Annotated in this window: 23 protein-coding genes, 1 tRNA gene and 1 CRISPR repeat array; of the genes, 10 read left to right on the forward strand and 14 right to left on the reverse strand. The window is 55.1% G+C overall.

The window, feature by feature from the left end:
• Positions 1-34: 34 nt before the first annotated feature.
• Positions 35-556: a GNAT family N-acetyltransferase gene (locus tag LF95_RS15875; protein ID WP_073955973.1), complete on the reverse strand. Its 522-nt coding sequence runs from the start codon at positions 554-556 to the stop codon at positions 35-37.
• A gap of 194 nt (positions 557-750) precedes the next feature.
• On the opposite strand from LF95_RS15875, the gene infA reads away from it, so the two are divergent.
• The 6 genes from infA to LF95_RS15905 all read left to right on the forward strand — a co-directional run bounded on the left by infA (position 751) and on the right by LF95_RS15905 (position 5,632).
• Entirely contained in the window at positions 751-969 is a 219-nt protein-coding gene (infA, locus tag LF95_RS15880) for a translation initiation factor IF-1 (RefSeq protein ID WP_073955974.1), read from the forward strand.
• A 211-nt stretch (positions 970-1,180) separates the two neighbouring features.
• Positions 1,181-1,777, forward strand: coding sequence for a Maf family protein (locus LF95_RS15885; protein WP_073956336.1), 597 nt, complete (start codon positions 1,181-1,183; stop codon positions 1,775-1,777).
• Positions 1,778-1,779: 2 nt separating this feature from the next.
• Positions 1,780-3,201 (forward strand): ribonuclease E/G, encoded by a 1,422-nt coding sequence (locus LF95_RS15890; RefSeq protein ID WP_073955975.1) that lies wholly within the window; start codon positions 1,780-1,782, stop codon positions 3,199-3,201.
• Between the two features lie 15 nt (positions 3,202-3,216).
• Positions 3,217-3,423: a DNA gyrase inhibitor YacG gene (locus LF95_RS15895; protein ID WP_073956337.1), complete on the forward strand. Its 207-nt coding sequence runs from the start codon at positions 3,217-3,219 to the stop codon at positions 3,421-3,423.
• Between the two features lie 104 nt (positions 3,424-3,527).
• Positions 3,528-3,603 (forward strand) — tRNA-Phe (locus LF95_RS15900).
• Between the two features lie 472 nt (positions 3,604-4,075).
• Positions 4,076-5,632: a CYTH and CHAD domain-containing protein gene (locus LF95_RS15905; protein WP_073955976.1), complete on the forward strand. Its 1,557-nt coding sequence runs from the start codon at positions 4,076-4,078 to the stop codon at positions 5,630-5,632.
• Positions 5,633-5,801: 169 nt separating this feature from the next.
• Positions 5,802-6,168: a CRISPR direct-repeat array (repeat unit 36 nt; unit sequence ATTGTAGCAGGTTCGATTTTAGAGGGTAGCTACAAC).
• Between the two features lie 25 nt (positions 6,169-6,193).
• Here the strand turns inward: LF95_RS15905 and LF95_RS15910 are convergent.
• Entirely contained in the window at positions 6,194-7,696 is a 1,503-nt protein-coding gene (locus LF95_RS15910; RefSeq protein ID WP_073955977.1) for a cryptochrome/photolyase family protein, read from the reverse strand.
• 116 nt (positions 7,697-7,812) lie between these two features.
• Positions 7,813-9,357, reverse strand: a complete 1,545-nt coding sequence (locus tag LF95_RS15915; RefSeq protein ID WP_073955978.1) for a MocR-like pyridoxine biosynthesis transcription factor PdxR — start codon at positions 9,355-9,357, stop codon at positions 7,813-7,815.
• A 116-nt stretch (positions 9,358-9,473) separates the two neighbouring features.
• Here LF95_RS15915 and LF95_RS15920 point away from each other — a divergent pair, with 116 nt between their 5' ends.
• A complete protein-coding gene (locus LF95_RS15920; protein WP_073955979.1) occupies positions 9,474-10,118 on the forward strand; it encodes a pyridoxamine 5'-phosphate oxidase family protein in 645 nt (214 codons plus the stop codon).
• Positions 10,119-10,280: 162 nt separating this feature from the next.
• Here the strand turns inward: LF95_RS15920 and LF95_RS15925 are convergent, their stop codons facing one another.
• On the reverse strand, positions 10,281-11,189 hold the full coding sequence (locus LF95_RS15925) for a pseudouridine-5'-phosphate glycosidase (protein WP_073955980.1): 909 nt from the start codon (positions 11,187-11,189) through the stop codon (positions 10,281-10,283).
• Positions 11,190-11,456: 267 nt separating this feature from the next.
• On the opposite strand from LF95_RS15925, the gene LF95_RS15930 reads away from it, so the two are divergent.
• Complete coding sequence (locus LF95_RS15930) at positions 11,457-11,870, forward strand: ASCH domain-containing protein (RefSeq protein WP_073955981.1); 414 nt, start codon at positions 11,457-11,459, stop codon at positions 11,868-11,870.
• Positions 11,871-11,956: 86 nt separating this feature from the next.
• Here LF95_RS15930 and ilvC read toward each other — a convergent pair whose 3' ends face one another.
• The 6 genes from ilvC to LF95_RS15960 form a co-directional block, all read right to left on the reverse strand.
• Complete coding sequence (gene ilvC, locus LF95_RS15935; protein ID WP_073955982.1) at positions 11,957-12,976, reverse strand: ketol-acid reductoisomerase; 1,020 nt, start codon at positions 12,974-12,976, stop codon at positions 11,957-11,959.
• 115 nt (positions 12,977-13,091) lie between these two features.
• Positions 13,092-13,601 carry an acetolactate synthase small subunit gene (gene ilvN, locus LF95_RS15940; RefSeq protein ID WP_073955983.1) on the reverse strand — a complete coding sequence of 170 codons (510 nt, stop codon included), beginning with the start codon at positions 13,599-13,601 and terminating at the stop codon, positions 13,092-13,094.
• Between the two features lie 112 nt (positions 13,602-13,713).
• Positions 13,714-15,477: an acetolactate synthase 3 large subunit gene (locus LF95_RS15945; protein WP_073955984.1), complete on the reverse strand. Its 1,764-nt coding sequence runs from the start codon at positions 15,475-15,477 to the stop codon at positions 13,714-13,716.
• Between the two features lie 152 nt (positions 15,478-15,629).
• The gene (gene miaA, locus LF95_RS15950; RefSeq protein ID WP_083607722.1) at positions 15,630-16,640 is read right to left on the reverse strand and encodes a tRNA (adenosine(37)-N6)-dimethylallyltransferase MiaA; all 1,011 of its coding nucleotides are present in this window, start codon (positions 16,638-16,640) and stop codon (positions 15,630-15,632) included.
• Positions 16,641-16,842: 202 nt separating this feature from the next.
• On the reverse strand, positions 16,843-17,292 hold the full coding sequence (locus LF95_RS15955; RefSeq protein WP_073955985.1) for a type II toxin-antitoxin system VapC family toxin: 450 nt from the start codon (positions 17,290-17,292) through the stop codon (positions 16,843-16,845).
• Positions 17,292-17,546 (reverse strand): type II toxin-antitoxin system Phd/YefM family antitoxin, encoded by a 255-nt coding sequence (locus LF95_RS15960; RefSeq protein ID WP_073955986.1) that lies wholly within the window; start codon positions 17,544-17,546, stop codon positions 17,292-17,294. Before LF95_RS15960 ends, LF95_RS15955 begins: the two co-directional genes overlap by 1 nt.
• 190 nt (positions 17,547-17,736) lie before the next feature.
• Between LF95_RS15960 and serB the strand changes: the two genes are divergently transcribed.
• Positions 17,737-18,633, forward strand: a complete 897-nt coding sequence (serB, locus tag LF95_RS15965; protein WP_073955987.1) for a phosphoserine phosphatase SerB — start codon at positions 17,737-17,739, stop codon at positions 18,631-18,633.
• A gap of 94 nt (positions 18,634-18,727) precedes the next feature.
• Here serB and LF95_RS15970 read toward each other — a convergent pair whose 3' ends face one another.
• The 4 genes from LF95_RS15970 to hflK all read right to left on the reverse strand — a co-directional run bounded on the left by LF95_RS15970 (position 18,728) and on the right by hflK (position 22,723).
• Positions 18,728-20,230, reverse strand: coding sequence for a DegQ family serine endoprotease (locus LF95_RS15970; protein WP_073955988.1), 1,503 nt, complete (start codon positions 20,228-20,230; stop codon positions 18,728-18,730).
• 215 nt (positions 20,231-20,445) lie between these two features.
• Positions 20,446-20,640: a DUF2065 domain-containing protein gene (locus tag LF95_RS15975; protein ID WP_073955989.1), complete on the reverse strand. Its 195-nt coding sequence runs from the start codon at positions 20,638-20,640 to the stop codon at positions 20,446-20,448.
• Positions 20,641-20,717: 77 nt separating this feature from the next.
• On the reverse strand, positions 20,718-21,590 hold the full coding sequence (gene hflC / locus LF95_RS15980) for a protease modulator HflC (RefSeq protein WP_073955990.1): 873 nt from the start codon (positions 21,588-21,590) through the stop codon (positions 20,718-20,720).
• Positions 21,590-22,723: an FtsH protease activity modulator HflK gene (hflK, locus tag LF95_RS15985; RefSeq protein ID WP_073955991.1), complete on the reverse strand. Its 1,134-nt coding sequence runs from the start codon at positions 22,721-22,723 to the stop codon at positions 21,590-21,592. Before hflK ends, hflC begins: the two co-directional genes overlap by 1 nt.
• Before the next feature lie 148 nt (positions 22,724-22,871).
• Between hflK and LF95_RS15990 the strand changes: the two genes are divergently transcribed.
• Entirely contained in the window at positions 22,872-24,110 is a 1,239-nt protein-coding gene (locus LF95_RS15990; RefSeq protein WP_073955992.1) for an Mrp/NBP35 family ATP-binding protein, read from the forward strand.
• The last annotated feature ends 57 nt before the right edge of the window (positions 24,111-24,167 follow it).

Consider the following 24,167-nt stretch of genomic DNA (forward strand, 5'->3'; position numbering starts at 1 on the left):
CATCCTTTGCGGCTGGCCCCTGATGCGGGGATGATTATTCCATCAGTTCGGCTTCAGCCGCCAACGAATTTAGCGAGGCCCCGTCGAGCACGAAAATGCGTTCATTCACGGCGGCGCGCATTCCTATTTTGTTGTAAAATTTTTGCCCGGTCATGTTTTCGGCATCGACCGACAGGCGGATATAGTGGCGGTTGGTGCGTCTGGCATGGGCGGCAACGTGGGAAAACAGATACCGGGCAAAGCCGCCGCCCCGCAGGGACGAATCCACATATAAATCCTGAATATAAATGCCTGCCTTGCCGCGAAAGGTGGAATAGCTGTCAAAATACAGGCACATGGCAAGGGGCTTGCCCTCTTCGGTTTCGCCGATCAGGGCGTGAAAAGCCGGATTGTCGCCAAATCCGTCCCGCAATATGTCTTCTTTGGTGCTGACAAATTTATCCAGGCTGTCTGTCACGCGGGCAATTTCGCGTAACATCGCCAGGATATGGCCGGTATCCTGGGCAATCGCGGGGCGGATTTTGGGGAATTGGTCAGGGGTGAGAACTTTTTTCATGGATGATCCCGTCAGAGGGCTTGGCAATAGAGGTGGCAATATCACCTTATGCTACCTATATTAGGTGAAACATGCACGTACCGCATTGCCGGGGCGCACTGTGTGACACGTGAAAGGGCTTGACCTTTTCGCGTGATCGGCGCAGTTTGCGCCAACCGGTATTTGGTGTTGCAGCACAAAAGTTTAGGAGTCACATGGCTAAAGAAGACGTTATCGAGTTTCAGGGCACCGTTACGGAACTTCTGCCCAACGCGATGTTCCGCGTGAAGCTGGACAATGATCACGAAATTCTCGCCCATACTTCGGGCAAGATGCGGAAAAACCGTATTCGCGTTCTGGCAGGCGACCGCGTTAGCGTGGAAATGACGCCCTATGATTTGACCAAGGGTCGGATCACTTTCCGCTTCAAATAATCTGCACATGTTATTCCGGTTTGGGGCCGCCTTTTATGTAAAGGCGGCTTTGGGTATGTGATACCCGTCAAACCGTGATGAGTCTGCCTGTGTAAATCGACGCAATGCCGCATGATCCCTGATCTGGCGGCATTTGTCTGTTTTGGGGCATTTTTTGCCAAATCGTTTTAAGGTGCGCACCGCGTCTGTTTTGCCAATCGGGAGCCGTCATTTGTCTTCATCTGTTTCATCCAAGCTTGTTCTGGCATCGGCTTCGCCCCGGCGGGTAGAGCTTTTAACCCAGATCGGTATTACACCCGCCGCCATTGCGCCGGCCGATATTGATGAAACTCCGCTAAAGGATGAAAGCCCGCGTCGTCTGGCCCTGCGCCTTGCCGAGGAAAAGGCAAAGGCCGTTGCCAATGCCCATGACGGGGCCTTTGTGCTGGCCGCCGATACGGTGGTTGCCTGCGGGCAGCGTGCCCTGGGCAAACCCGAAGACGTGGCAGAAGCGCGCCGTTTTTTAAAAATGCTGTCGGGGCGGCGGCATCGGGTTTATGGCGGTGTGAGTGTGATTGCGCCCGATGGCACCCTGCGATCACGGGTGGTGGAAACCCAGGTGATTTTCCGCAACCTTAATGAAGGCGACATCAATCGTTACCTTGCCAGCGATGAATGGCAGGGCAAGGCCGGGGCTTATGCCATTCAGGGTCTGGCAGCGGTGTTTGTGCGCAAGATTTTGGGTTCCTATAGCAATGTTGTTGGCCTGTCGCTGTATGATGCCGATGCTTTGTTACGCGGGCTGGGATACATACCGGAGGCCGGATAACCATGCAGATGCCGGGCAGGGCGGACGACAGGCTTTTACTGATTGATGCGGTGGCCGACGAACGCCGGGTTGCCCTGCTGGAAAACGACCGTGTCAGCCGCATTTGGCTGGATCGCGGGGGACCGCGCCGTTTTGATATTCATATCGGTCGCATCTCGCGCGTGATGCCGGAAATGGGTGCGGCGATGGTGGTGCTGGATGGCAGTGACGATGGCCTGTTGCCGCTGGACCGTATTGATGGCCCGGTCCATGAAGGGCAATGGGTGATTGTACAGGTTTCGCGCCTTGGCTTTGAAGACAAGGGGCCGAAACTGACCGGCCGTATCGCCATTGAAGGGGCGGGCATGATCCTGCGCCCCGCCGGCGGTATTATTGATATTCCCCGTAAAATTACCGACCCGCAAATACGCGATCACCTTGCGACAACCCTGAAAGCAGTGGCCCTACAGGGTGAAAGTGTGACCTTGCGGACAGTGGCGGCGAGCTGGGATGATGATGCCCTGCGCGGCGAGTTTTCAAGGCTTCGGGCGATCTGGCATAAGGCGGTTGGTGCGCAAAAGAATGCCACGCGCCCGGTTTTGGTTTTTCAGGCACCTTCTGACGTTGATCAATTAATCGAACATCATATCCTGGCTGGTGGGTCATGTATTGTCGATGGGGCGGCGGAATATATTCGCCTGCGCGGTGTGTTGCGCGCACATGGGGCCAGCGATGCGGCCTTTAGGGCACATAAGGGCGAATCGCTGCTGTTTGACCAGGAAGGTGTTGACGCCGCGCTGGAGGGTGCGCTTTCACCGCGTGTTGCCTTACCCGGCGGTGGATGGATTTCGATCGAGGCTACTACGGCCCTGTGTGCCATTGATGTAAATGCCGGCGGGGCACAGCCGGGCCAAAATGCGGCGCGGCGCAACCTGGAAGTTAATTTGCGCGCTGCTGCCGAAATTGTCCGTCAGGTGCGGTTGCGCAATTTGGGTGGTTTGCTGGTGATCGACCCGATCAGGATGCCTGGCCGGGCGGCACGGGATGCCTTTGACGATGCAATAAGGCAGGGTTTCGCCTCCGAACCGGGCGGTGCGGTACAGATTGGCGGTTTTACCCGCCTCGGCCTATATGAATTAAGCCGTCAGCGCAGCGGGGCCGATTTGGCATCGCTGATGTTTGAGGGCGATTCGGCGGCTTCGCCGGGCACGGGGCGTAAATTGTGCCGTGATGCGGCGGCAAATAGGGTGTTGCGCGGTCTTGCCGCCGAAATGCGCCACCGACCAATGGGCGGGGTGCGGCTGCGCCTGCATCCTGATATTTTGCAATGGAGCACCGAGCGGGAAAGTTTCCGCCGTATCCTTGGCGATATTTTTGGCGCGGTACCCCATTGCGATGCGGACCCGGCACTGGCACGCCATGAATATGTGATTGAAAGGCTGTAGATAATGGTTGGCAAAATGACGGCATCTTCCAAGGCTTCGGCGCATGCGGGGGCAACCAAATGCGCCATGTGCGATGCCCCTGTTGTGGAAAAATACAGGCCTTTCTGCTCCAAACGCTGTGCGGACCTTGATTTGGGCAAGTGGCTGAATGCCAGTTATGCCGTGCCCGCAACCGAGCCACCCGAGTATCTTGAAGACCTTGAAGATGAAGACGAATTTTAAGTTCAAAAAAAATGTGAAAACAGGCTGGACAAGGTGAAAGCCAGCTTGTATAACCCCGCTCGTTCCGCAGGGAACGCTTCCGGAAACGGAAACGCTTCAAGGATGCCCAGATAGCTCAGTTGGTAGAGCAGTGGACTGAAAATCCGCGTGTCGGTGGTTCGAATCCGCCTCTGGGCACCACTTGAACTTCAAAATGAACCTGGCTTCGGCCGGGTTTTTTTGTGCCTGTTGCAAATTTTTCCCCATCTTTTTCAAGACAGCCGGGTTTTGTTTTTGTTGATTTGCGCTGACCTGTGCGCCTGGGTAGGGAATCCGCCTTTCGGGGGACGCAGGTGCAGTTGTGTTGTGACGAAAATCCGCTTTTGGTGAGGATGAAGGCGCGAATTGGGCCGGATTCGTGGTTATTTGAACATCCGAAGCCGTGTTTATTCATTCAATTGAACATTCATCTCCCCACTTGTGGCCTGTTGGGCAAAAATGCTTGCCACAGCGGTGCTTAGTTTGCTTTTTAGCAATATTGTTACAAATACATGACGTCGTTTTGAGCAGCATCATTTCAAATTTCTGAAATATGTTTCACGATAGAACTGTTTACAGGTGACATTTTCCGGCACCTGCCAAAAAGACAGAACAATATAGATAGGGAAACCGAATGGCGGAGAAACAGATCGAGATCGAACTCAAGATGCGGATCGATCCGAAACATGTGAATCGTCTGAAACAGGCTCCTGTTCTGCGTGAAGTTAAAGAAGGCCGCCGCCTGACCACCACGCAGCTTGTTTCCATCTATTACGATACGCCCAAACTGGCGCTGTCGCGCAAGGGGCTTGCGATTCGGGTGCGCAAAAAAGGCAATACCGGATGGGAGCAAACCGTTAAGGCTTCCAACGGGTTGCGTGCGGCTTTGCCCGAACGCCAGGAATGGACGGTCGAGCTGGAAAACGGCGAACTGGATCTGGCAAAATTTACCGATGCCGATGTGCTGGCATTGCTCGACAAGCTGGCGAAAAACAAAAAGATCGATCGAATTTTTGAAACCGATCTGTCACGCAGCAGCGTTGATCTTGGCTATCGTGATGCGGTGATGGAGCTTGCGATTGACCAGGGTGTTGTGCGCGCCGGGGACCGCGAAGCACCGATTTCCGAGGTTGAACTGGAATTAAAGGAAGGTCATCCCGCCACCTTGTTTGATCTTGCGCTGGAATTGCAGCGCACCGTGCCGCTTTACCTGAGTTTGCGGTCGAAGGCCTCGCGCGGGCGTGCGCTTTATTTCAATGAACAGCCCTCCTTTTACAAGGCCGTGCCGGTGGGTCTTCATGCGGGTATGAGTGCCGAGGAAGCCTTTCGTGCCGTGATTGCCCAGGGCCTGACGATGATTTTGGGCAACGAAATTTGCGTGCGCCAGGATTTGCATCCGGAAGGGTGCCATCAGATGCGCATCGGAATGCGGCGCCTGCGCGTGGCGTTCAGCCTGTTTCGCCATAACCTTCCCTCTGGCGAGGCAGTGTTAATTCGCCGTTTGCTAAAAATCTGCACCAAGGGGCTGGATGCCCTGCGCGACTGGGATGTGTTTTTGGATGAAACCCTGCCCGCCATTGAAATGCGCTTTCCTGACAGGGATGAAAACGGCCCCAATGCCGAATTGCGCAAGGCGGCGGAACATCAGCGTGCCCTGGCCCTGAAAACGGCCAATGCCATGCTCGATTCACCGGATTACCAGCAGCTTTGCCTGTTACTGGGCGCGTGGTCCAGTTATTCGCGCTGGGCATCGGGGGCAAGCGCAACACAGATGCGGGCCATGTCGGCCCCGGTTGGCGAATTGGCCGAACCGCTGCTGGAAAAGGCGCGCAAACGCATCGGCAAGCGTGGCTGCAAGGTTACGGAGCTTAGCATTGCCGGGCTGCATGCCTGGCGGCTGGATGTGAAACAGATGCGCTATGCCTGCGATTTCTTTTATGAAATTTACAGTGGCAAATCGGTGCGCAAGTTCCGCAACAATCTGGCCGAATTGCAGGATATTTTGGGCCAGCTTAACGATGCTGCCGTTGCCGAAAACAGACTGGCGGTTTTGCAGTCTACCCTAAGCAAGCAGGGTATGGTTGGGGTGGGTCGCCTTGCCGGCTGGTATGGCGCGCGCGCCGATTACCGCCTTCAGGGCATTGCAGAGGCCTGGAAGGCTTTCGACAAGCAAAAACCGTTCTGGCGCTAACACCCGGCAGCCTCCAAAGTACGTCAGAATGGCGGGCCTTTGGATGGTTTTAGCAGGCGAAAAATGACTCGTTTTTGCGAAAAACACACGATTTTTCGGGAGAAAATGCCGGTTTTTGACTCAAAAAATCCCGCAACATATTGAATATGCTGCGGGATTCGCAGTTCCTATTGTAGCAGGTTCGATTTTAGAGGGTAGCTACAACCTGTCGTCCCTGATCAAACATGTCGCGTTCATTGTAGCAGGTTCGATTTTAGAGGGTAGCTACAACAGCCTGAAACCGTGTAAGTAAATTGGTTACATTGTAGCAGGTTCGATTTTAGAGGGTAGCTACAACCGCTCTGTCGCATTTGTGCCGGTTTACCGGTATTGTAGCAGGTTCGATTTTAGAGGGTAGCTACAACAAGCTGCTATTGAATGGTGGCATTTCATCAATTGTAGCAGGTTCGATTTTAGAGGGGAGCTACAACCAAATGCTTCGAAAGTGTTCCCTGTTACGAATTGTAGCAGGTTCGATTTTAGAGGGGAGTGGTCAATTAGCCCGTTGATCACAAATGCGGGTTATGACGCTCCCTCATTCCCGGCTTTCATCTGCTGATAGGCTTCCAGGGCGCGTTCGCGTCCGCCTTTTAAATCGACGATTGGTTCGGGGTAGGTTTCGCCAAGGGTGATGCCAGCCCCTTTTAACATCAGGGTCGGGGCTTCCCACGGTTTATGGATGTGGGAATCGGGCAGGTTGCGCAGTTCGGGCACCCATTGGCGGACATAATCGCCGTTTTCATCAAATTTTTCGCCCTGAAGAACCGGGTTGAAAATGCGGAAATAAGGTGCTGCATCGGCACCGCAGCCGCCAATCCATTGCCAGGAAAACGGGTCGGCTGCCGGGCAGGCGTCAACCAGCGTATCGTCAAACCATTCAAGCCCGTGCTGCCAATGCAAAAGCAGATGTTTGACCAGCAAAGACCCGACAATCATGCGCACCCGGTTGTGCATATAGCCGGTATGCCAAAGTTCGCGCATCCCGGCATCAACAATCGGATAGCCGGTTTTGCCCTGCTGCCAGGCCTTGAGCGCGTCATCATCCTCGCGCCAGGGGAAATGATGGAATTGCTCCTGTAGCGGTTTGCTGCGCAGGTCGTCGGCATGAAATAAAATGTGATGGGCAAATTCGCGCCAGCCGAGTTCGGCAAGAAATTTGGCGGCGGTTTTTTGCAGTTTCGGCTCTGCCTCCGCCCGGTGGCTGACGGCATGCCAGATCTCGCGCGGGCTGATTTCGCCAAAGCGCAAATGCGGTGAAAGTTCCGATGTTACCCGCCGGTCGGGCCGGTCGCGCAAATTGGCATAATCGTTCAGGCGGTCATCAATAAAATCGGCAAGCTGCTGGCGGGCGGCGTCCTCGCCTGGGGTGAAGCGTTCAGCAAAACCCGTGGCCCAATTAAATGGCCTGGGCGAAAGGTCGAGGTCAGACAAAGCAACCGCATGCGCCGGGGCAATACCAGACAGGGGAACACCTGTTGGGGCCTTTTGCGGCGTGTCGGGGGCGGGCATTTTCAGGCAGGCCCGCCAGAAGGGCGAAAACACCTTAAACGATGTGCCTGCCCCGGTTTTGACCTGCCAGGGTTCAAACAACAGGTGGCTGTTAAAACTTTTGCATTCAAGGTTCAGCTCATCCCGGCAATGCTGTTTTAACGCCTTGTCGTGTGCCACTGATTGCGGGTCATAACAGCGGTTCCAGAAGACCGCCCCAATATCGTGATCCTCGCATAACCGGGAAAGCACGTTTTGGGCCTTGTCGCGAAACAGGCGCAGGCTGTTGCCTGGTTTATTGGCGGCACTGGTGCCGGTTTTATCGGTAATCGCCTTTTCAAGGGCCGACAGGCTGTGTTCCAGCCACCAGCGGGTGGCACCGCCCAGTTGTTTTTCCGTGATGTCGTCAAGAATATAAATCGGCAGAACCGTGCCATCATGCGCTTGTGCCCAGCTTATGGCGCTTGCAAGGGCGGGGTTGTCTGTCAGACGCAAATCGTTGCGAAACCACATCACGGCAATGGGGGGACGGGGCATCCGGGCCTCTGGTTTGTTGGGTCTTTCAACGTAATAAGATCAAATTGAGAAGAGCGCGCCTTTGTAACATGCCAGTGGGGGATTGGCGGCGCGCTCTCTCTTTGGCTCGGGGTACATTAAGTGTTACGGCGCAGGATTGTGATCAGATCATCAAAACTTTTTTCCAGTTGCGATTTTTCCCATCCAGCGAAACCCATGATCAATCCTTGGCGGTTTGTCGTCTCTTTCGTCAACCCTTGGTCATGGAAATAGGTGGATAAAAACCGGCAATCGATGTGTTTGTCCAACAGGGCGGATCGATAATGCACATCGTGCTGCCCGTTGATCAACCGGGTGCAAATATGCAGACCGCCATCATTGACCACAATATCCAGAAGGTCGCTGGCATGATCACGGATTAGCCCCAAAAGATGGCTGCGCCGGTCCCCGTACAGCAGGCGCATGCGCCTGACATGGCTGCCAAAATGTCCGTCGGCAAAAAAGGCGGCCAGGGCTGCCTGTGCCGTGGGTGCAGGCACGCCATCGGCAAAGCCGCGCAAACCGCGAAAAACCGGTACCAGATCGTCCGGCAACACCAGATACCCCAGCCGGATGCCGGGAAACAGCACCCGCGAAAAAGTGCCGATATAAATGACACGGTTTTCACGATCCAAACCCTGAAGAGAGGAAAGCGGTGGTCCGTCATAGCGATAGTCGCTGTCATAATCGTCTTCGATGATCCAGCCGTCATTGTCATGTGCCCATTGCAGCAAGGCCAGCCTGCGCGTCAGCGACAGTGTGGTTCCCAGCGGATAATTACGTGACGGGGTGGTGACCACCATGCGCGGCAGGGCGTTTTTCAGGGCTGTCAGTGCGTCAACCTGCAGGCCTTCCGCATCCACCGGGATCGGCTGTATGACGGCCCCATTGGCGGCCAGCACACCGCGAATGCCCTCATATCCCGGGTCCTCAAGGGCGACAATGTCCCCCGGGTCAATCAGGGCCCGCCCGACAAGGTCTAGTGCCTGCTGGGCACCGGAAACAATCATGACCTGATCGGCATGGCAATTCACCCCGCGCGATTGTCGCAACCAGCCTGCAATTTCGGTGCGCAAATCGGCCAGGCCCATGCTGTCATGCGGGGTGGCAATGGCGGGATGGGGCGCGCGCCAGGCACGGCGCAACAGGCGCGCCCAAATATCAAACGGAAAAGCCGACAAGTCCGGCATGGCTGGGTTAAAGAGGCGCGTCACCGACAAGGGAGGATGAAAACGGTTAAAGGCCAGGCTGCGCTGCGCACTTTTGCTGATACGAAGCGGGCGGTTTTCTCCGTTATGGGGCTGTGTTTGGGGAACGGGCGAAGTTGGGCGGATGGCTGCTTTTTTGCGGTCTTTTTTGTCGGTTAGAAAAAGATGGTCCGGCAGGCTGGTGGCGACAAAGCTGCCCGCACCCACGCGCCCTTCGATATAGCCCTCGGACATCAGCAGATCAAAGGCATTGATGATGGTATTGCGTGACAGGTGTAAATGCCGGGCCAGGTCGCGTGTCGCGGGAAGTTTTTCGCCGGGTTTGAGGCGTCCATCCAGAATGGCCGCACGAATACCCAGATAAAGCCTGCGATAGGCTGGCAGATTTGCCTCGTGGGACTGGCTGTTGAATATCCAGGAAAAAATCGTGCTCATGCCGGCTGCTTTTCCAAATTGGTTCTATCAGTTTTCTTATATCGGTTCTTATGAAAAGTCCAATTTTGCCGATGATGCGGGACGTAAAGTTGATAACCGCCCTGGAGACACATGAGATGAGCGATAGCACCTATGATATTCACCCGCAGACAAAAGTGGTGCGGGGGCAAAAGCGCGCCAGTTATGACCGCGAAACGGTGCATCGCATTATTGATGAGGCGATCATTTGCCATGTCAGCATCGTGCTGGATGGCCGTCCGGTGATGATCCCGACGGCACATTGGCGCGTGGGTGAACAGTTTTATATTCACGGGTCATCAAAAAACCGGGTGCTTTCCGCCATTGCCAACGGGGCGGAGGCGTGCATTTGCATTTCCCATCTGGATGGTTTGGTGATGGCGCGTGCGGCCATTCACCATACCGCCAATTACCGCTCCGTGGTGATGTATGGCAAGGGCCGCGTCATGGACGACCCGGCGGAAAAAATGGAACAGGCAGCCCTGTTCATTGAAAAGCTGGCAAAGGGCCGGTGGGATCAGATCCGCCATCCCAATATACAGGAATTAAAGGCCACCATGTTTTTGGAATTCGACATGGTGGAAGTTTCGGCCAAGGTCCGTGCGGGGGATCCGATGGATGATGTCGAAGATTACAGCGTGCCCGTGTGGGCCGGTGTTTGGCCCTGCCGGACGGTTTGGGATGATCCCATTGATGATAGTCGGCTTGATCGCAGCCTTTTGTCGAAGGCCACCCTGGCATAAGGTCCGCGACGGAGCGTGGGGCAGCTTCTCAACCGGGCGGCTCCACGCCCTTTTTTAAAGGCAAAAAGTTTTAGATTAAACAAAAATGCGGACCATATCAGGCCCGCATTTTTGTGTGTCTCAGATAAGTGAGAAGGGCGTTTGGTGATGTTTTTGGTGATGTTACTGTGCGCGGGCCACGGCAATTTTTGCGGCCAGGCGGGCATTGTTGCGCACCAGGGCAATATTGGCTTTCAGGCTTTTACCCTCGGTCAGTTCGGTCACACGTTTAAGCAGGAATGGTGTGACTTCGCGGCCATGAATGTTTTGCTCTTTGGCCTCGATCAGGGCGGATTCAATGAAATGTTCGATGGCTTCGCGGGCCAGTGCCGTTTCGGCAGGCGGCGGGTTGCCAATGATCACGCCCCCTTCCAGGCCGAAATCCCATTTTGCGGTCAGGAAAGCGGCAATCTGTTCGGGGCTGTCTAGGCGCAAGGGGGCCTTCTGGCCGCTTTTGACGGTGTAAAATGCCGGGAAATCGTCGGTGCCATAGGCAATAACCGGCACACCCAGCGTTTCCAAATGTTCCAGCGTCATTGGAATATCCAAAATGGCCTTTGCCCCGGCGCATACCACGGCAACGCTGGTTTGGCCCAATTCGGTCAAATCGGCCGAAACATCATAATTGGCTGCAAGGTCGCGATGAACCCCGCCAATGCCGCCGGTGGCAAAAATGGAAATACCGGCCTTTTCGGCCAAAATCATGGTTGCCGAAACGGTGGTCGCGCCATCGCATTTTTTGGCAATGGCATAGGGAATATCGCGGCGTGACAGTTTCAAAATGTTGCTGCCCTTGGCGAAATATTCCAGCTCTTCGGGGGAAAGCCCCACTTTGCACCGCCCGCCAATGACGGCAATGGTGGCAGGTACTGCACCATTATCGCGAATATCCTGTTCAACAGCCTGTGCTGTTTCAAGGTTTTGCGGGTAAGGCATACCGTGTGAAATGATGGTTGATTCCAGGGCCACCACGGGCGCGCCGCTGGCAAAGGCTTCGGCAACTTCCGGCGAAAGGTCTATGAATTCGGACATTCGTGAGCTCATATCTGAGTTAAAGTTTTAAAGGTCAGGATTAAATAAGTTGCCCATCAGATACCAGTACTAATTCCGCAATGCCGCACTGTGATGGCTTGTGCCGGGCGGCATTGTCCTGCGGCAAAAGGGTTTTATCGTTTGGCGATGGCGTGGGATGGCCTTTTGCCCCGTAAAATTGCATATATTAGGTGATATTATGGGGGCTATGAACAGGTGTAAGACCTGTAACCAGAATGGCAAAAGCGACGGGAAGGAAAAGTTTGGATGTCTGACGTATTGAAAGCCCTAAAACAACGTTATCCGGGCGCGAAAACCTTCAAGTTTGGTGATAGTGCGGAGCTGTGTGAGGAACTGGTTGCCCTGGTGCGATCGGGCAAAAAGGTGGCAACTTGTGGGGCCTTGCGGGATTATGATGCCGGAGAGGCCATGCCGGAAATTGGCCGGCAGGATATTGCCCTGAACTGGGACGATACGCCCGCCCTTGTCATTGAAACGGCAGAGCTGGTTCAGTGCCGGTTTGATGAAATAACCGAAGCAATGGCCCTGGCCGAAGGCGAAGATGACAGCCTGGAGGAATGGCGGGCAGGCCATAGCGCCTATTTTGAGCGCAATGGAGGCTTTTCGCCCGATATGCAAATTGTGTGGGAACGCTTTCGTTTGATCGAGGATTTGGGCTGACCGGGCCAAAGATTATTTTTGGGCAAACAAAAACGACCGCCGGAAAAAACCGGCGGTCGTTTCGATAGTCAGATTGTCAAAGAAACTTAGTTCTTTTCTTTGTCGACCAGCTTGTTGGCGGCAATCCACGGCATCATGGCGCGGAGTTTTTCACCAACTTCTTCGATCTGGTGTTCAGCGTTCAGGCGGCGGGTTGCCTTGAACATCGGCTGACCACAGTGCATTTCCTGAACGAAGTCACGCACGAATTTGCCTTCCTGAATGTCCGCCAGAACGCCTTTCATGCGTTCTTTGACCGAGGCGTCAATGACGCGCGGGCCGGTGACATAGTCGCCATATTCAGCAGTGTTCGAGATCGAATAACGCATGTTGGCCATACCGCCTTCATACATCAGATCAACGATCAGCTTCACTTCGTGCAGGCATTCGAAATAAGCCATTTCCGGCGCATAGCCTGCTTCGGTCAGGGTTTCAAAGCCGTATTTGATCAGCTGGGTCAAACCGCCGCACAGAACAGCCTGTTCGCCGAACAGGTCGGTTTCGCATTCTTCGCGGAAGGTGGTTTCGATAACACCCGAACGACCGCCGCCAATAGCCGACGCATAGGACAGGGCCAGTTCAAGGGCATTGCCCGAGGCATTCTGTTCAACAGCGACCAGGCAGGGAACACCACCACCACGGACATATTCGGAACGCACGGTGTGGCCCGGGCCCTTCGGCGCGACCATCATGACGTCAAGGTCGGCACGCGGCTCGATCAGGCCAAAATGCACGTTCAGGCCGTGGGCAAACATCAGGGCGGCACCTTCTTTGAGGTTCGCACCCAGTTCGTTGGCATAGATCGCAGCCTGATGTTCATCCGGCGTCAGGATCATGACAACGTCAGCCCATGCAGCAGCTTCGGCCGGGGTCATGGTTTTCAGGCCGGCAGCTTCGGCTTTCTTGCGCGACGAGGAACCTTCACGCAGGCCAACAGCCACTTCGGCAACGCCGGAATCATGCAGGTTAAGGGCATGGGCATGGCCCTGGGAGCCGTAACCGATGATGGCAACTTTTTTGGTCTTGATCAGGTTAACATCTGCATCGCGGTCGTAATAAACACGCATCTTTCGATACCTCTGGACGTTGGGCCACACTTTTTTTCTGATTGGCGTGGTCGCTGGATTAAAAGGGTGAAATGTATTTGGCGTCTGCCCCGGCCCATGCCGGAGCAGGGCAAATTCACATCATAATGGTGCCGCGCGAAATCGCGGCAACACCGGTACGGGAAATTTCCGAAAGGCCAAGCGGCTCCATCAATTTATTGAAGGCATCAATCTTTTCAGGGCTGCCGATGATTTCGAAAATAAAGGAAGTATTGGTCGCATCAACGGCGCGCGCCTTGAAAATATCGGCAATGCGCAGGGACTCGACACGTTTTTCACCGGTCGCAATGACCTTGACCAATGCCAGTTCGCGTTCAACGCTGGGGCCAGCCAGGGTCAGGTCACTTACCTTGTGAACCGGAACCAGACGGCCAAGCTGGGCCTTGATCTGTTCGATCACCATCGGTGTTCCCGAGGTGACAACCGTAATGCGCGACTGGCGCGAATTGGCATCAACTTCGGCAACGGTCAGGCTTTCAATGTTATAGCCACGGCCGGAAAACAGGCCGATGACACGGGCGAGAACGCCCGCCTCGTTGTCCACCAGAACAGAAATGGTGTGTTTGGAAATTTCGGTTTCTCTCACGGTCTTGCTCCGCTGCGGTCGGGGCGGGCGATGGTCTCATCGCGCCAGCCCCGCCTGTCATCATGAAAATATCGGTTCGTCTGGTGCGCGTGTGCGCAACAAAAAGGCCTGCTTAGACCAGGACCATCCCCTCGTCGGAATCGATGGCCTGGGCGTCACTTGTTTCGTGGCCCAGCAACATTTCATTGTGCGGTTTGCCAGACGGAATCATCGGGAAGCAGTTTTCCTTGTCATCCACCGCCACATCCAGAATAACCGGCCCGTCAATATCGAGCATCTTCTGAAGCGCATCATCAAGATCCGCCGGTTTGGTGCAGGTCAGGCCGGTAAAGCCAAAGGCATCGGCCAGCTTGACAAAGTCCGGCAGGGTTTCGCTATAGCTTTCGGAATAGCGAGAGCCGTGCAGAAGCTGCTGCCACTGGCGCACCATGCCCATATAACGGTTATTCAGGATCACGGTTTTGACCGGCAGGCGATACTGGGTCAGTGTCGCGCATTCCTGGATATTCATCATGATCGAGGCATCACCGCTAAAGCAGATGACGGTGGCATCAGGATGGGCAACCTGAACGCCCATGGCAGCCGGCAGACCATAGCCCATGGTGCCAAGGCCACCCGATGTCATCCATTCATTGGGATGTTCAAACCCGAAATGCTGGGCGGCCCACATTTGATGCTGGCCGACATCGGTGGTGATGAAGGTTTTGCGGTCGCGCGTGAGCGCGTGCATGCGGCGAATAACATGCTGCGGTTTGATCACATCATTGGGCTGAATGTAGGACAGGCAACGTTTTTCGCGCCAGCCTTCGATTTCACCCCACCAGCTATCCAGGGCGGCCTGGTTGATGCTGTATTGTTTGGCCTTCCAGATTTTCATCATGTCTTCGATAACATGGCCGACATCGCCCACAATACCGACATCAACAGCAACGTTTTTATTGATCGAGCTGGGGTCGATATCGATCTGGATTTTGGTGGAACCAGGCGAGAAGAAATCGACATTGCCGGTCACACGGTCATCAAAGCGGGCACCAATGGCAACCATCACGTCACAATCGTGCATCGCAAGGTTGGCTTCGTAGGTGCCGTGCATGCCCAGCATGCCAAGATATTGTTTATCGGACGCCGGATACGCGCCAAGCCCCATCAGGGTCAGCGTGATCGGCGCACCGGTCAGGCGGGTAAATTCGGTCAGCAATTTGCAGGCCTGCGGACCGGAATTGATGACACCACCGCCGCAATAAAAAACCGGTTTCTTGGCCGATGCCAGGATTTCAACCGCCTGTTCAATTTGCGAACGGTCACCCTTGACCTGCGGGTTATAGGTGCGGTGCTGCACCTTGGCTGGTTCGATATAGGGGGCCGGGCTGACCAGAATATCCTTGGGCAGGTCGATCACGACCGGGCCGGGACGACCGGTTGTCGCGACATGAAAGGCCTCGTGCATCGTGCGTGCCAGACGGTCGCTTTCCTTCACCAGATAATTGTGTTTGGTGCAGGGGCGGGTAATGCCGGTGGTGTCAGCCTCCTGAAAGGCGTCATTGCCAATCAGGTGGGTGGGAACCTGCCCGGTCAGGCAGATGATCGGAATAGAATCGAGCAATGCGTCGGTCAGGCCCGTCACAGCATTTGTCGCACCGGGGCCGCTGGTGACCAGCACACAGCCAACCTTGCCGGTGGAGCGTGCATAACCTTCGGCGGCATGCACGGCAGCCTGTTCATGGCGCACGAGAACGTGACGAATGTGATTCTGTTTGAAAATCTCGTCATATAGCGGAAGCACTGCGCCGCCGGGATAGCCGAATACGACTTCCACACCCTGATCCGCCAGGGCCTGCAACACTACTTCTGCACCATTCATAATACGTTCTGCCATGATTCTTCGAGCCTCTTACTTAGCGACAACAACGTGTCGCGTGATAACCGCGAGATTGCAACATGATCGATCTACCCTGTGATTGGGGTTGAAAAAGCCGCCGAAACGGCGGTTTTCCGCCATTTCATCGGCGGAGAGGCCAACCTATCGCCTCACTTTGGCGCGGTCAACAGAAATTGGTGAACAAGATTGCGCAATTTGCTTGCCAGGCTTTCCGAATATTGCGCATCAATGGTCTCGCGGTCCGGCATCTGGTGGCGAAACCACGTCAATTGGCGCTTGGCATAACGGCGTGTTTCACGCTGTGCGAGCGTCTTTGCGTCCTCAAACGAAAGCGATCCTGCCAGATATGCCGCCAGTTCGCGTACCCCCACCGCCTTCATCACCGGGGAGTCGCCTGGAAGGTTTTGCGCCAGCAGAAAACGTACTTCGTCAATCGCGCCCTGATTGATCATCAGGTCGAACCGGCGATTGCAGCGGTCATATAAAATATCGCGCGGCGGCATATAACAGAATTTCAAAAACGCCATGCCAGCGGGCGGGCGAAGCATGCCTGCCCCGTGCCAGTGGGCCAAACCGTGGCCGGTGGCACGTAAAACTTCGGCAGCGCGAATCAGTCGCTGGCTGTTGGCCGGGTCCAGAGTGGCGGCGGTTTCCGGGTCCTGTTCCCGAAGTTTGGTGAAAAAGGCGGCATGGCCCAGGGCTTCAAGCTCCCGGGTAAGGTCGTTGCGCACGGATTTATCGATGTCGGGAATCGGCGCAATGCCGTTGATCAGGGCATTCAAATACATGCCCGTGCCGCCGGTTACGATGGGAAGCTGTCCGTTTTGATGGCTAGTGGCAATTTCGGCCAGCGCCATGTCGCGCCATTTCCCGGCCGAACAGGCCTCCGCCCCGGAAAGCACCCCATAAAGGCGATGCGGCGCCTGTGCCGTTTCGCTGTCGTCGGGCCGGGCGCTCAGGACGCGCAATTCACGATAAACCTGCATGCTGTCCGCATTGATGATCACCCCGTCAAATTCCCGCGCCAGATCCAGTGCGAGCGCCGACTTGCCGCTGGCCGTTGGCCCGGCAACGATGATGACGGGCGCAAAAGGGCTGGCATCACGGCTTTCACATGCCGCAATCGGGGCCGATGAAGCAGGGGTGTTGGTCGGAGTCATCAATGCAGTTCCGTTTTGCTGATCGGTTCGGCGATAGTCAAAAAATATCGCATGCGAGCAGCGGATATAACAGGTGCGAACCTGTTATCCATAAACTGTTTGCATTGGAAATGTAAGAAAGGCGCGACAATCCGGTTCTTTGTTGCGCAGGCATATTGGTCAAGCGGCCATCATGACCCGAACCGGAAGACACGGGCGTACTCTAGTTATCGGGATTGCAGGGGGCTTCTTCCGGTGCATCCCAGGGATTGCACAGGGGCACACCGGTTTGTTTGAATTCATCGGTGTTGCGTGTCACCACGGTCAGTCCATGCACCAGGGCTGTGGCAGCCAAAAGTGTTGCCCCTTCGGAATGCCGGGTGCGGCTGTGAAAGCGGGCAAAGGTGCGGGCGACCTTTTCGTTAATCGGCAGCACACGGCCATCGAAGGCAGGGATGACATTTTCGTCAAGCCATTTGCGCATGATCAGGCCACGTTCTTCGTCCTGCCATTCAAGCTCCAGAATGGCAATTTCAAGCTCCAGGATCGTGATCGCGGATAGAAAAGTACCGGCTGTGGGCACAGAGTTTGCCCAGCTCACGACATTGTCGTTAGCCTGTTTTGTGTCGGCTTTTCTGAGTTCGTCGATGACGTCGCTGTCTAGCAAATACATTATTTCAAATCCGTAATGTCGGACATGTTCTCGATACGCTGAGGGTTCAAGTCGATGTCGGCGGTTTCCGGTTTTGCCAGCAAGTCCACGATAGACGGGGCAAGACCCAGAATTTTCTGATAGTGCTCGATCGACATAAGAACATGGGCAGGTTTTCCACGATCTGTGATGAAAACCGGCCCGCGCAGGCTGGCCTTTTTGGCCTTGCTGGTATCCTGGTTGAATTCGCGGGCAGTGAATGTGCTGATTTCCATGATCGGCCTTCAAAATGGACGACGGGCGGTGCAAAACCGGCCAGGTTTTAACGTAAGTCTTATTGTATCAATGTTTATACGCGCCCGATGTTCCGCTTTTGGCGAAACTTTTCTTGTCTTTGACCGGCGCAATCGGGATAAAGGCACCATTATTTCCCGCACATTCCTGCCAGTAAGGAGCCTTTGTTAAATGGATCTGGTGTTGACCCTGATCGCGGCACCCCATTCCGGTGCCCTGAGAGATGATTTAATTGACCGGGCAACAAGCGCCCTGCATGCCGCTGGTGCGCAAATTGGGGAAACACGCTGGCTGGCACCTGGCGAGGCCTGTGACCTGTTTTTTACCGGTATTACCTGCGAACAGGCCGACAAGGCGCTGGAAAACGTTGATATCGGCGCTGATCTGGTGGTGCAGCCGGTGCAGGGGCGCGCCAAGAAGTTGCTGATTGCCGATATGGACAGCACGATTGTGACCGGCGAAACCCTGGATGAACTGGCGGATTTTGCCGGGGTTAAGGACCGGGTTGCCGCCATCACCGCGCGCGCCATGAATGGCGAACTGGATTTTGAAACTGCTCTTGATGAACGGGTTGGTTTGCTTGCCGGGATGTCGGTTGCCATGCTCGATGAAGCCTGGAAACGGGTGGAATATACCGGCGGTGCCAAAACCCTGGTCGCGACCATGCGCGCCAATGGGGCCTATGCTGCCCTGGTTTCGGGCGGGTTTGACTTTTTTACCGATGCGGTGCGCCGTGAATTGGGGTTTGATTTTGACCAGGCCAACGTGCTGTTGACCGATGATGGTAAAACCCTGACTGGCAAGGTGAAAAAGCCGGTGCTGGATCGTCAGGCAAAGGTGGATGCGCTGCAAAAACTCTCGGTGCAAAACGGCACTACCGCTGCCGATGCGATTGCAGTTGGCGATGGGGCCAATGATTTGCAAATGATTGCGATGGCAGGCACTGGCGTTGCCTTTCATGCCAAGCCATCGGTGCAGGCGCAGGCTCGAATTTGCATCAATCATGGGGATCTGACGGCATTGCTTTATATGCAGGGCTATACCCGTGACCAGTTTGTGTCCGCCTGAAACTGTTCAGTTGCCTTAAAATTAACAGTCAAAAAAAGGGGCGGCCCGTTTTGTGGGCCGCCCCTTTCCATTCAAGGCCGTTGGCCTTTAAATATTATTTGTCTTTTTTATCGAGCGTCAGGCCGAAATAACGCGGACCGGCAGACGTTTCGATCAGCATCAGAATGGTGCGTTTGCCGTCATCCTGGGCTGCTTTCACTGCCTTTTCGACTTCTGCAACATCTTTGACCGACTGATGCGAGGCTTCGAGAATGATGTCGCCCGGGCGAACACCCTTTTCAGCCGAGTAGCTGGCGGTATCAACGTCGGTCACAATGACACCTTCGGTATCGTCGGTGAGATTGAAACGCTGGCGCAGTTCATCGTCGATATTGGCAACCTTGAGGCCAAGGGCGTCAATCGTGGTTTCGCCGGACGGTTTGGTCTGCTGCTGTTCCGGTTGGTCTTTGGTGGTGTCGTCGGCAGATGTATCTTCCTTCAACTCACCCAGATCAACGGTGATGTCTTTTTTCTTGCCGTCACGCCACAGTTCCACATCGACCGATTTGCCGATTTTGGTTTCTGCAACGATACGCGGCAGACGACGCATGCTTTCGACCTTTTTGCTATCAAATTTCAGGATGATGTCACCCTGTTTGATGCCGGCTTTGGCAGCCGGGCCGTCTTTGGTCACGTCAGCAACCATCGCGCCATAGGCTTCGTCCAGACCAACGGAATCGGCAATGTCGTCGGTCACGGTCTGGATATGGACACCCAGCCAGCCACGACGCGGACGGCCATATTCCTTGATCTGGTCAACGACCGACTCGGCAATGGCCGACGGAATGGCAAAGCCGATGCCGACAGACCCGCCCGAAGGCGAATAAATGGCGCTGTTAATGCCAATCACATCGCCGTCCATGTTGAACAGTGGACCTCCAGAGTTGCCACGGTTAATGGCGGCATCGGTCTGGATGAAGTCGTCATACGGGCCCTGGTTGATGTCACGGTTGCGTGCCGAAATGATACCGGCTGTCACGGTGCCGCCCAGGCCAAACGGGTTACCAATCGCCATTGCCCAGTCACCGACACGGGCTTTGTCCGAATCGCCCCATTTAACGAAGGGCAGGTCTTTTTTCGGCTCCACCTTCAGAAGCGCGACGTCGGTTTTCGGGTCCCGGCCAATCAGTTTGGCAGGCAGGGTTTCGTTGTCGTGCAACGTAACCGAAATTTCGTCTGCGCCATCAATGACGTGGTTGTTGGTGACGATGTAACCATCCGGGGAAATGATGAAACCGGATCCAAGGGCGGTCGCACGATGTCTGTGCGGGGCTTTTTGATCGCCATCTTTGCCCTGGCCGTTGCGTTCCATAAAGTCACGGAACAAATCTTCAAACGGCGAACCGGGAGGGAACTGGAAATCCGGTCCCTGGCGGTCGGCGACGAGCTGGCTGGTGGAAATGTTGACAACGGCGGGAAGCAGCCGTTCTGCCATATCGGCAAAGCTGTCCGGTGCGCTGCGGGCATAGGCACTGCCTGCCATACCCGTGACACTGAATAACACAATCACGAGCGCCGCAGACAGCTTGCGGGCCGGATTGTAAAACGCTTTTCGCATGGTTATTGATCCTGTTTGTTGCCGCGTTCACGGAGATTTTTATGTTTTGTGCAGCAGGCGATGCGAGGGACCGCATCGCACCCCTCCCAAATTAAGGGCGAGTTTGGCAAAAAAAGGGCAAGTCTGAGGTGGAAGTCTGTTTTCTGCAGGGGATTTTGTGTCAGAGGGCAGGTTTGTGACGCAAAAGACTGTAATCGCCAATGTTCAATCGGGGATTATTGCCAAAATTGGCGCATTGCCCAAATCGCCCCGACACAAATAACGGCTGCCACCAATCCGCCAATCCTGAGCTGGGTTTCGGAAATTTCCTGCATCAGTTCCATAACCCGCTTCGCCCCGCGCGGAAACAGTGAATAAAACATTCCCTCCAGCGCGATTGCCAGAAGAATGGCGGTGGCGAGTTCTTTCATGGGGTTGGACGTTCCGTTTTTTATTTATGACTCAAAAGGGCGACCGGCAGAGTATGCCGGTCGCCCTATCGATTTGTCTAGCGGCTTGCGCCGGGGTCTGACTGATTAAAGTACTTGAAGAATTCGGAATCCGGTGACAGCACCATCGTTGTCCCTGTATCGAGCGCCTCGCGATAGGCCTGCAGCGAACGATAAAATTCGAAGAACTGTGCGTCTTTGTTGTAGGCCGCACCGAGAATTTTGTTTCGTTCCGCATCCCCTTCACCGCGCAGGGTTTCAGACTGGCGGCGGGCTTCGGCAAGGATTATGACTTTTTCGCGATCAGCATCGGCCTGGGTTTTGGATTTGATCTCTTCACCCTCGGCGCGCAGTTGCGATGCTTCGGCAATACGGGCTGAACGCATACGGTTATAAACCGCCTGCGAGGTTTCCTTGGGCAAGTCGGTACGACCGATACGCACATCGATCAGCTGAACACCAAAATCCTTTGCCGGTTCAACCAGGGCTGCCTGGATTTTCTCCATGATGCGGGCCCGGTTGTCAGACAAAAGCGCGATCAGCGGTGACTGTGCCAGTTCACCCCGGATGACCGAGTTCAAACGCTGACCAAAAATCTGCACGAACTGTGCGGAATTGAGTGCACGTTTGCGGAACTGCAGCGGGTCAACAATCTTCCAGCGGGCGAAGCTGTCAATATTGACGCGCTTTTGATCCGACAGAAGAACCTGCTGTACCGGCGGGTCAAGGTCCAGGATACGGCGTTCGTAATATTCCACATTCTGGATTGGCAGTTTGAAATGCAGCCCCGGATCGGAAATGGCCCGAACCGGATTACCGAACTGCAGCACCAGAGCCTGTTGGTCCTGACGGACCGTAAAGACAGACATGGAGCCGACAATCGCGACAATGACCAGAATAACGGCAGCGGCAATAAGTTTAGGGCTCCCCATCAGTTATTGCCTCCTGATTTCTGGGTGGCGGACTGTTTCTGGATTTCTGGAAGCGGCAGATAGGGCACAACGCCATTGCCGTCTTTCTGATCCAGAATGATCTTGGTGGACCCCTTAAGAACTTCTTGCAGGGTTTCGAGATACAGGCGGCGCTTGGTCACGTCTTTGGCGGTCAGATAGGAATTGTAAACCGATTCAAAACGTGCGGCTTCACCCTGTGCGTCTTTAACAACCTGATCTTTGTAAGCGCGTGCTTCCATGATCATGCGTTCGGCATTACCCTTGGCGCGCGGGATGATGTCGTTGCGATAGGCCAGTGCCTCGTTGCGTGAACGGTCACGGTCCTGGCGGGCACGCTGCACATCGTTGAACGCATCAATGACTTCTTTGGGCGGGTCCACTTTCTGCATTTTGACTTCAGAAATGAAGATACCCGATTTGTAGCTGTCCAGAATGCTTTGCAGCAGGCTGCGTGTCTGTTCTTCAACCTGAACACGGCCTACCGTCAGGGCTTCTTCAAGGTCGGTTTTACCCACAACCTCGCGAATCGCACTTTCGGATGCCAGTTTGATGGTGGTTTCGGGATCCCGGATGTTGAACAGATAGGCCCCCGCGTCGCGGATACGCCACTGCACCACATAATCGATATCGATGATGTTCTGATCACCGGTCAGCATCAGGCTTTCTTCGGGCACGTCACGGGTAGCGTTGGCGCCCATGCCTGAACCACGATAACCCACTTCGATCTGGTTGGTGCGTTCGACGTTTGGCGTGATGACTTCACCAATCGGTGCGGGGAGAAAATAGTTCAGGCCCGGACCGGTTGTGCCAACCCATTTGCCAAACAGAAGCGTAACCCCCTGTTCACCCGGCTGCACCCGGTAAAAACCGGTCAGAAGCCAAATGCCGATAATGGCGAGGCCAATCAGGACAATGCCCTTGGCACCACCGCCACCGCCCGGAAACATCTTTTTTAAGCGTTCCTGGCCTTTGCGAATCATTTCATCCAGATCGGGCGGCGTGCTGCCACCTCCGTTCCCGCCTGAAGGACGTTTTCCCCACGGGTTCTGGCCGCCTTTATTGCCGCCGCCATTACCCCAGGGGCCACCGCCCCCTTGCGAATTCCATGGCATCGAGTGTCTTCCCCTCCTTGCCGTTCGGTGTTTCTCTTTGATTACCCGGCTCTTCCGCCTTATATGACAGCTAGCCGCGCAAAACAACGATAGGCACCCACATGTCCCAACTGATCAAGGACATAAGCCGAAAATCGGAGACCGCAACATGAACTCGCTCACTCGCGACACAATCCTTGAGGCCCTAAAAGGCGTTACCGATCCCGCTGACGGTAAGAATATCGTTGAAAAAGGTATGGTGCAAGGTATTGATATTAATGGTGAAAACGTAATCGTCATGATTGGTGTTGATCCCGAACGGGGTCCGGCACTGGAAGATTTGCGCCAGAATGCGGAGCGTGCGGTAAATGGTGTGAACGGGGTCACAGCAGCCCGTGTCGCACTGACAGCCGAACGCCAGAGCACCCCGGGGGCTGCAAAGTCGGCGGGTTCTGCCGCGTCGGGCGGTCACGGGCATTCCCATTCGCATGGTCATTCTCACAGTCATTCACCTGCTTCTGGCGGGCAGGGCGCACGCGCGGCAGGAGCACCAGGTGCACAAGGCGGTGGGCAGCGTCCGCTTGACCTGGGTGCCATTCGCTCTGTCGTGACCGTGGCGTCGGGCAAGGGCGGTGTAGGCAAATCGACCACATCGGTCAATCTGGCCCTGTCGCTGGCCCGGCAGGGGTTAAACGTTGGCCTGCTGGATGCCGATATTTACGGGCCGTCATTGCCGCGCATGATGGGCCTTCGCACCGCCAAGCCGACCCATTCGTCAAAGGAAGGCAAAATCACCCCGCCCAGTGCCTTTGGCATCAAAATCATGTCGATCGGTTTCATGATTGATGAGGAACAGCCGGTGATCTGGCGCGGGCCGATGGCGATGGGCGCACTGGAACAGCTTTTGCGTGATACCGACTGGGGTGAACTGGACGTGCTGGTGGTCGATATGCCGCCGGGCACCGGCGACATTCAGCTTTCAATGGCGCAGCGCGTGCCGGTGACGGGTGCGATTATTGTCTCCACCCCGCAGGATGTGGCCTTGCTGGATGCCCGCAAGGGTTTGAACATGTTCCGCAAGGTCAATGTGCCGATTTTCGGCCTGATCGAGAATATGAGCTATTATCAGTGCCCCAATTGCGGCCATGTAGACCATGTGTTTGATCATGGCGGGGCCCATAAGGCAGCCGATGAACTAGGGGTGCCGTTCCTGGGTGAAATTCCGCTGGACCTTAAAATCCGCCTGGGCGCGGATGAAGGCAAACCGATTATCGAGACCGACCCGGACGGGGCCCATTCACAGGCCTATGCCAATATCGCCCGTCAGATTGCGGCCTCGATTGACGAACAGGTTGGCCCGAAAACCAAACCGAAGAAAAGCCTGTTTCCGAAAATCAGCTTCCGTTAATAGCCAAAGAAAACCCCGCCGGGCGCATGCACGGCGGGGTTCATTTTCGGGCTGAAA

It is taken from the genome of Thalassospira sp. TSL5-1 (assembly GCF_001907695.1).
Lineage (GTDB): Bacteria > Pseudomonadota > Alphaproteobacteria > Rhodospirillales > Thalassospiraceae > Thalassospira.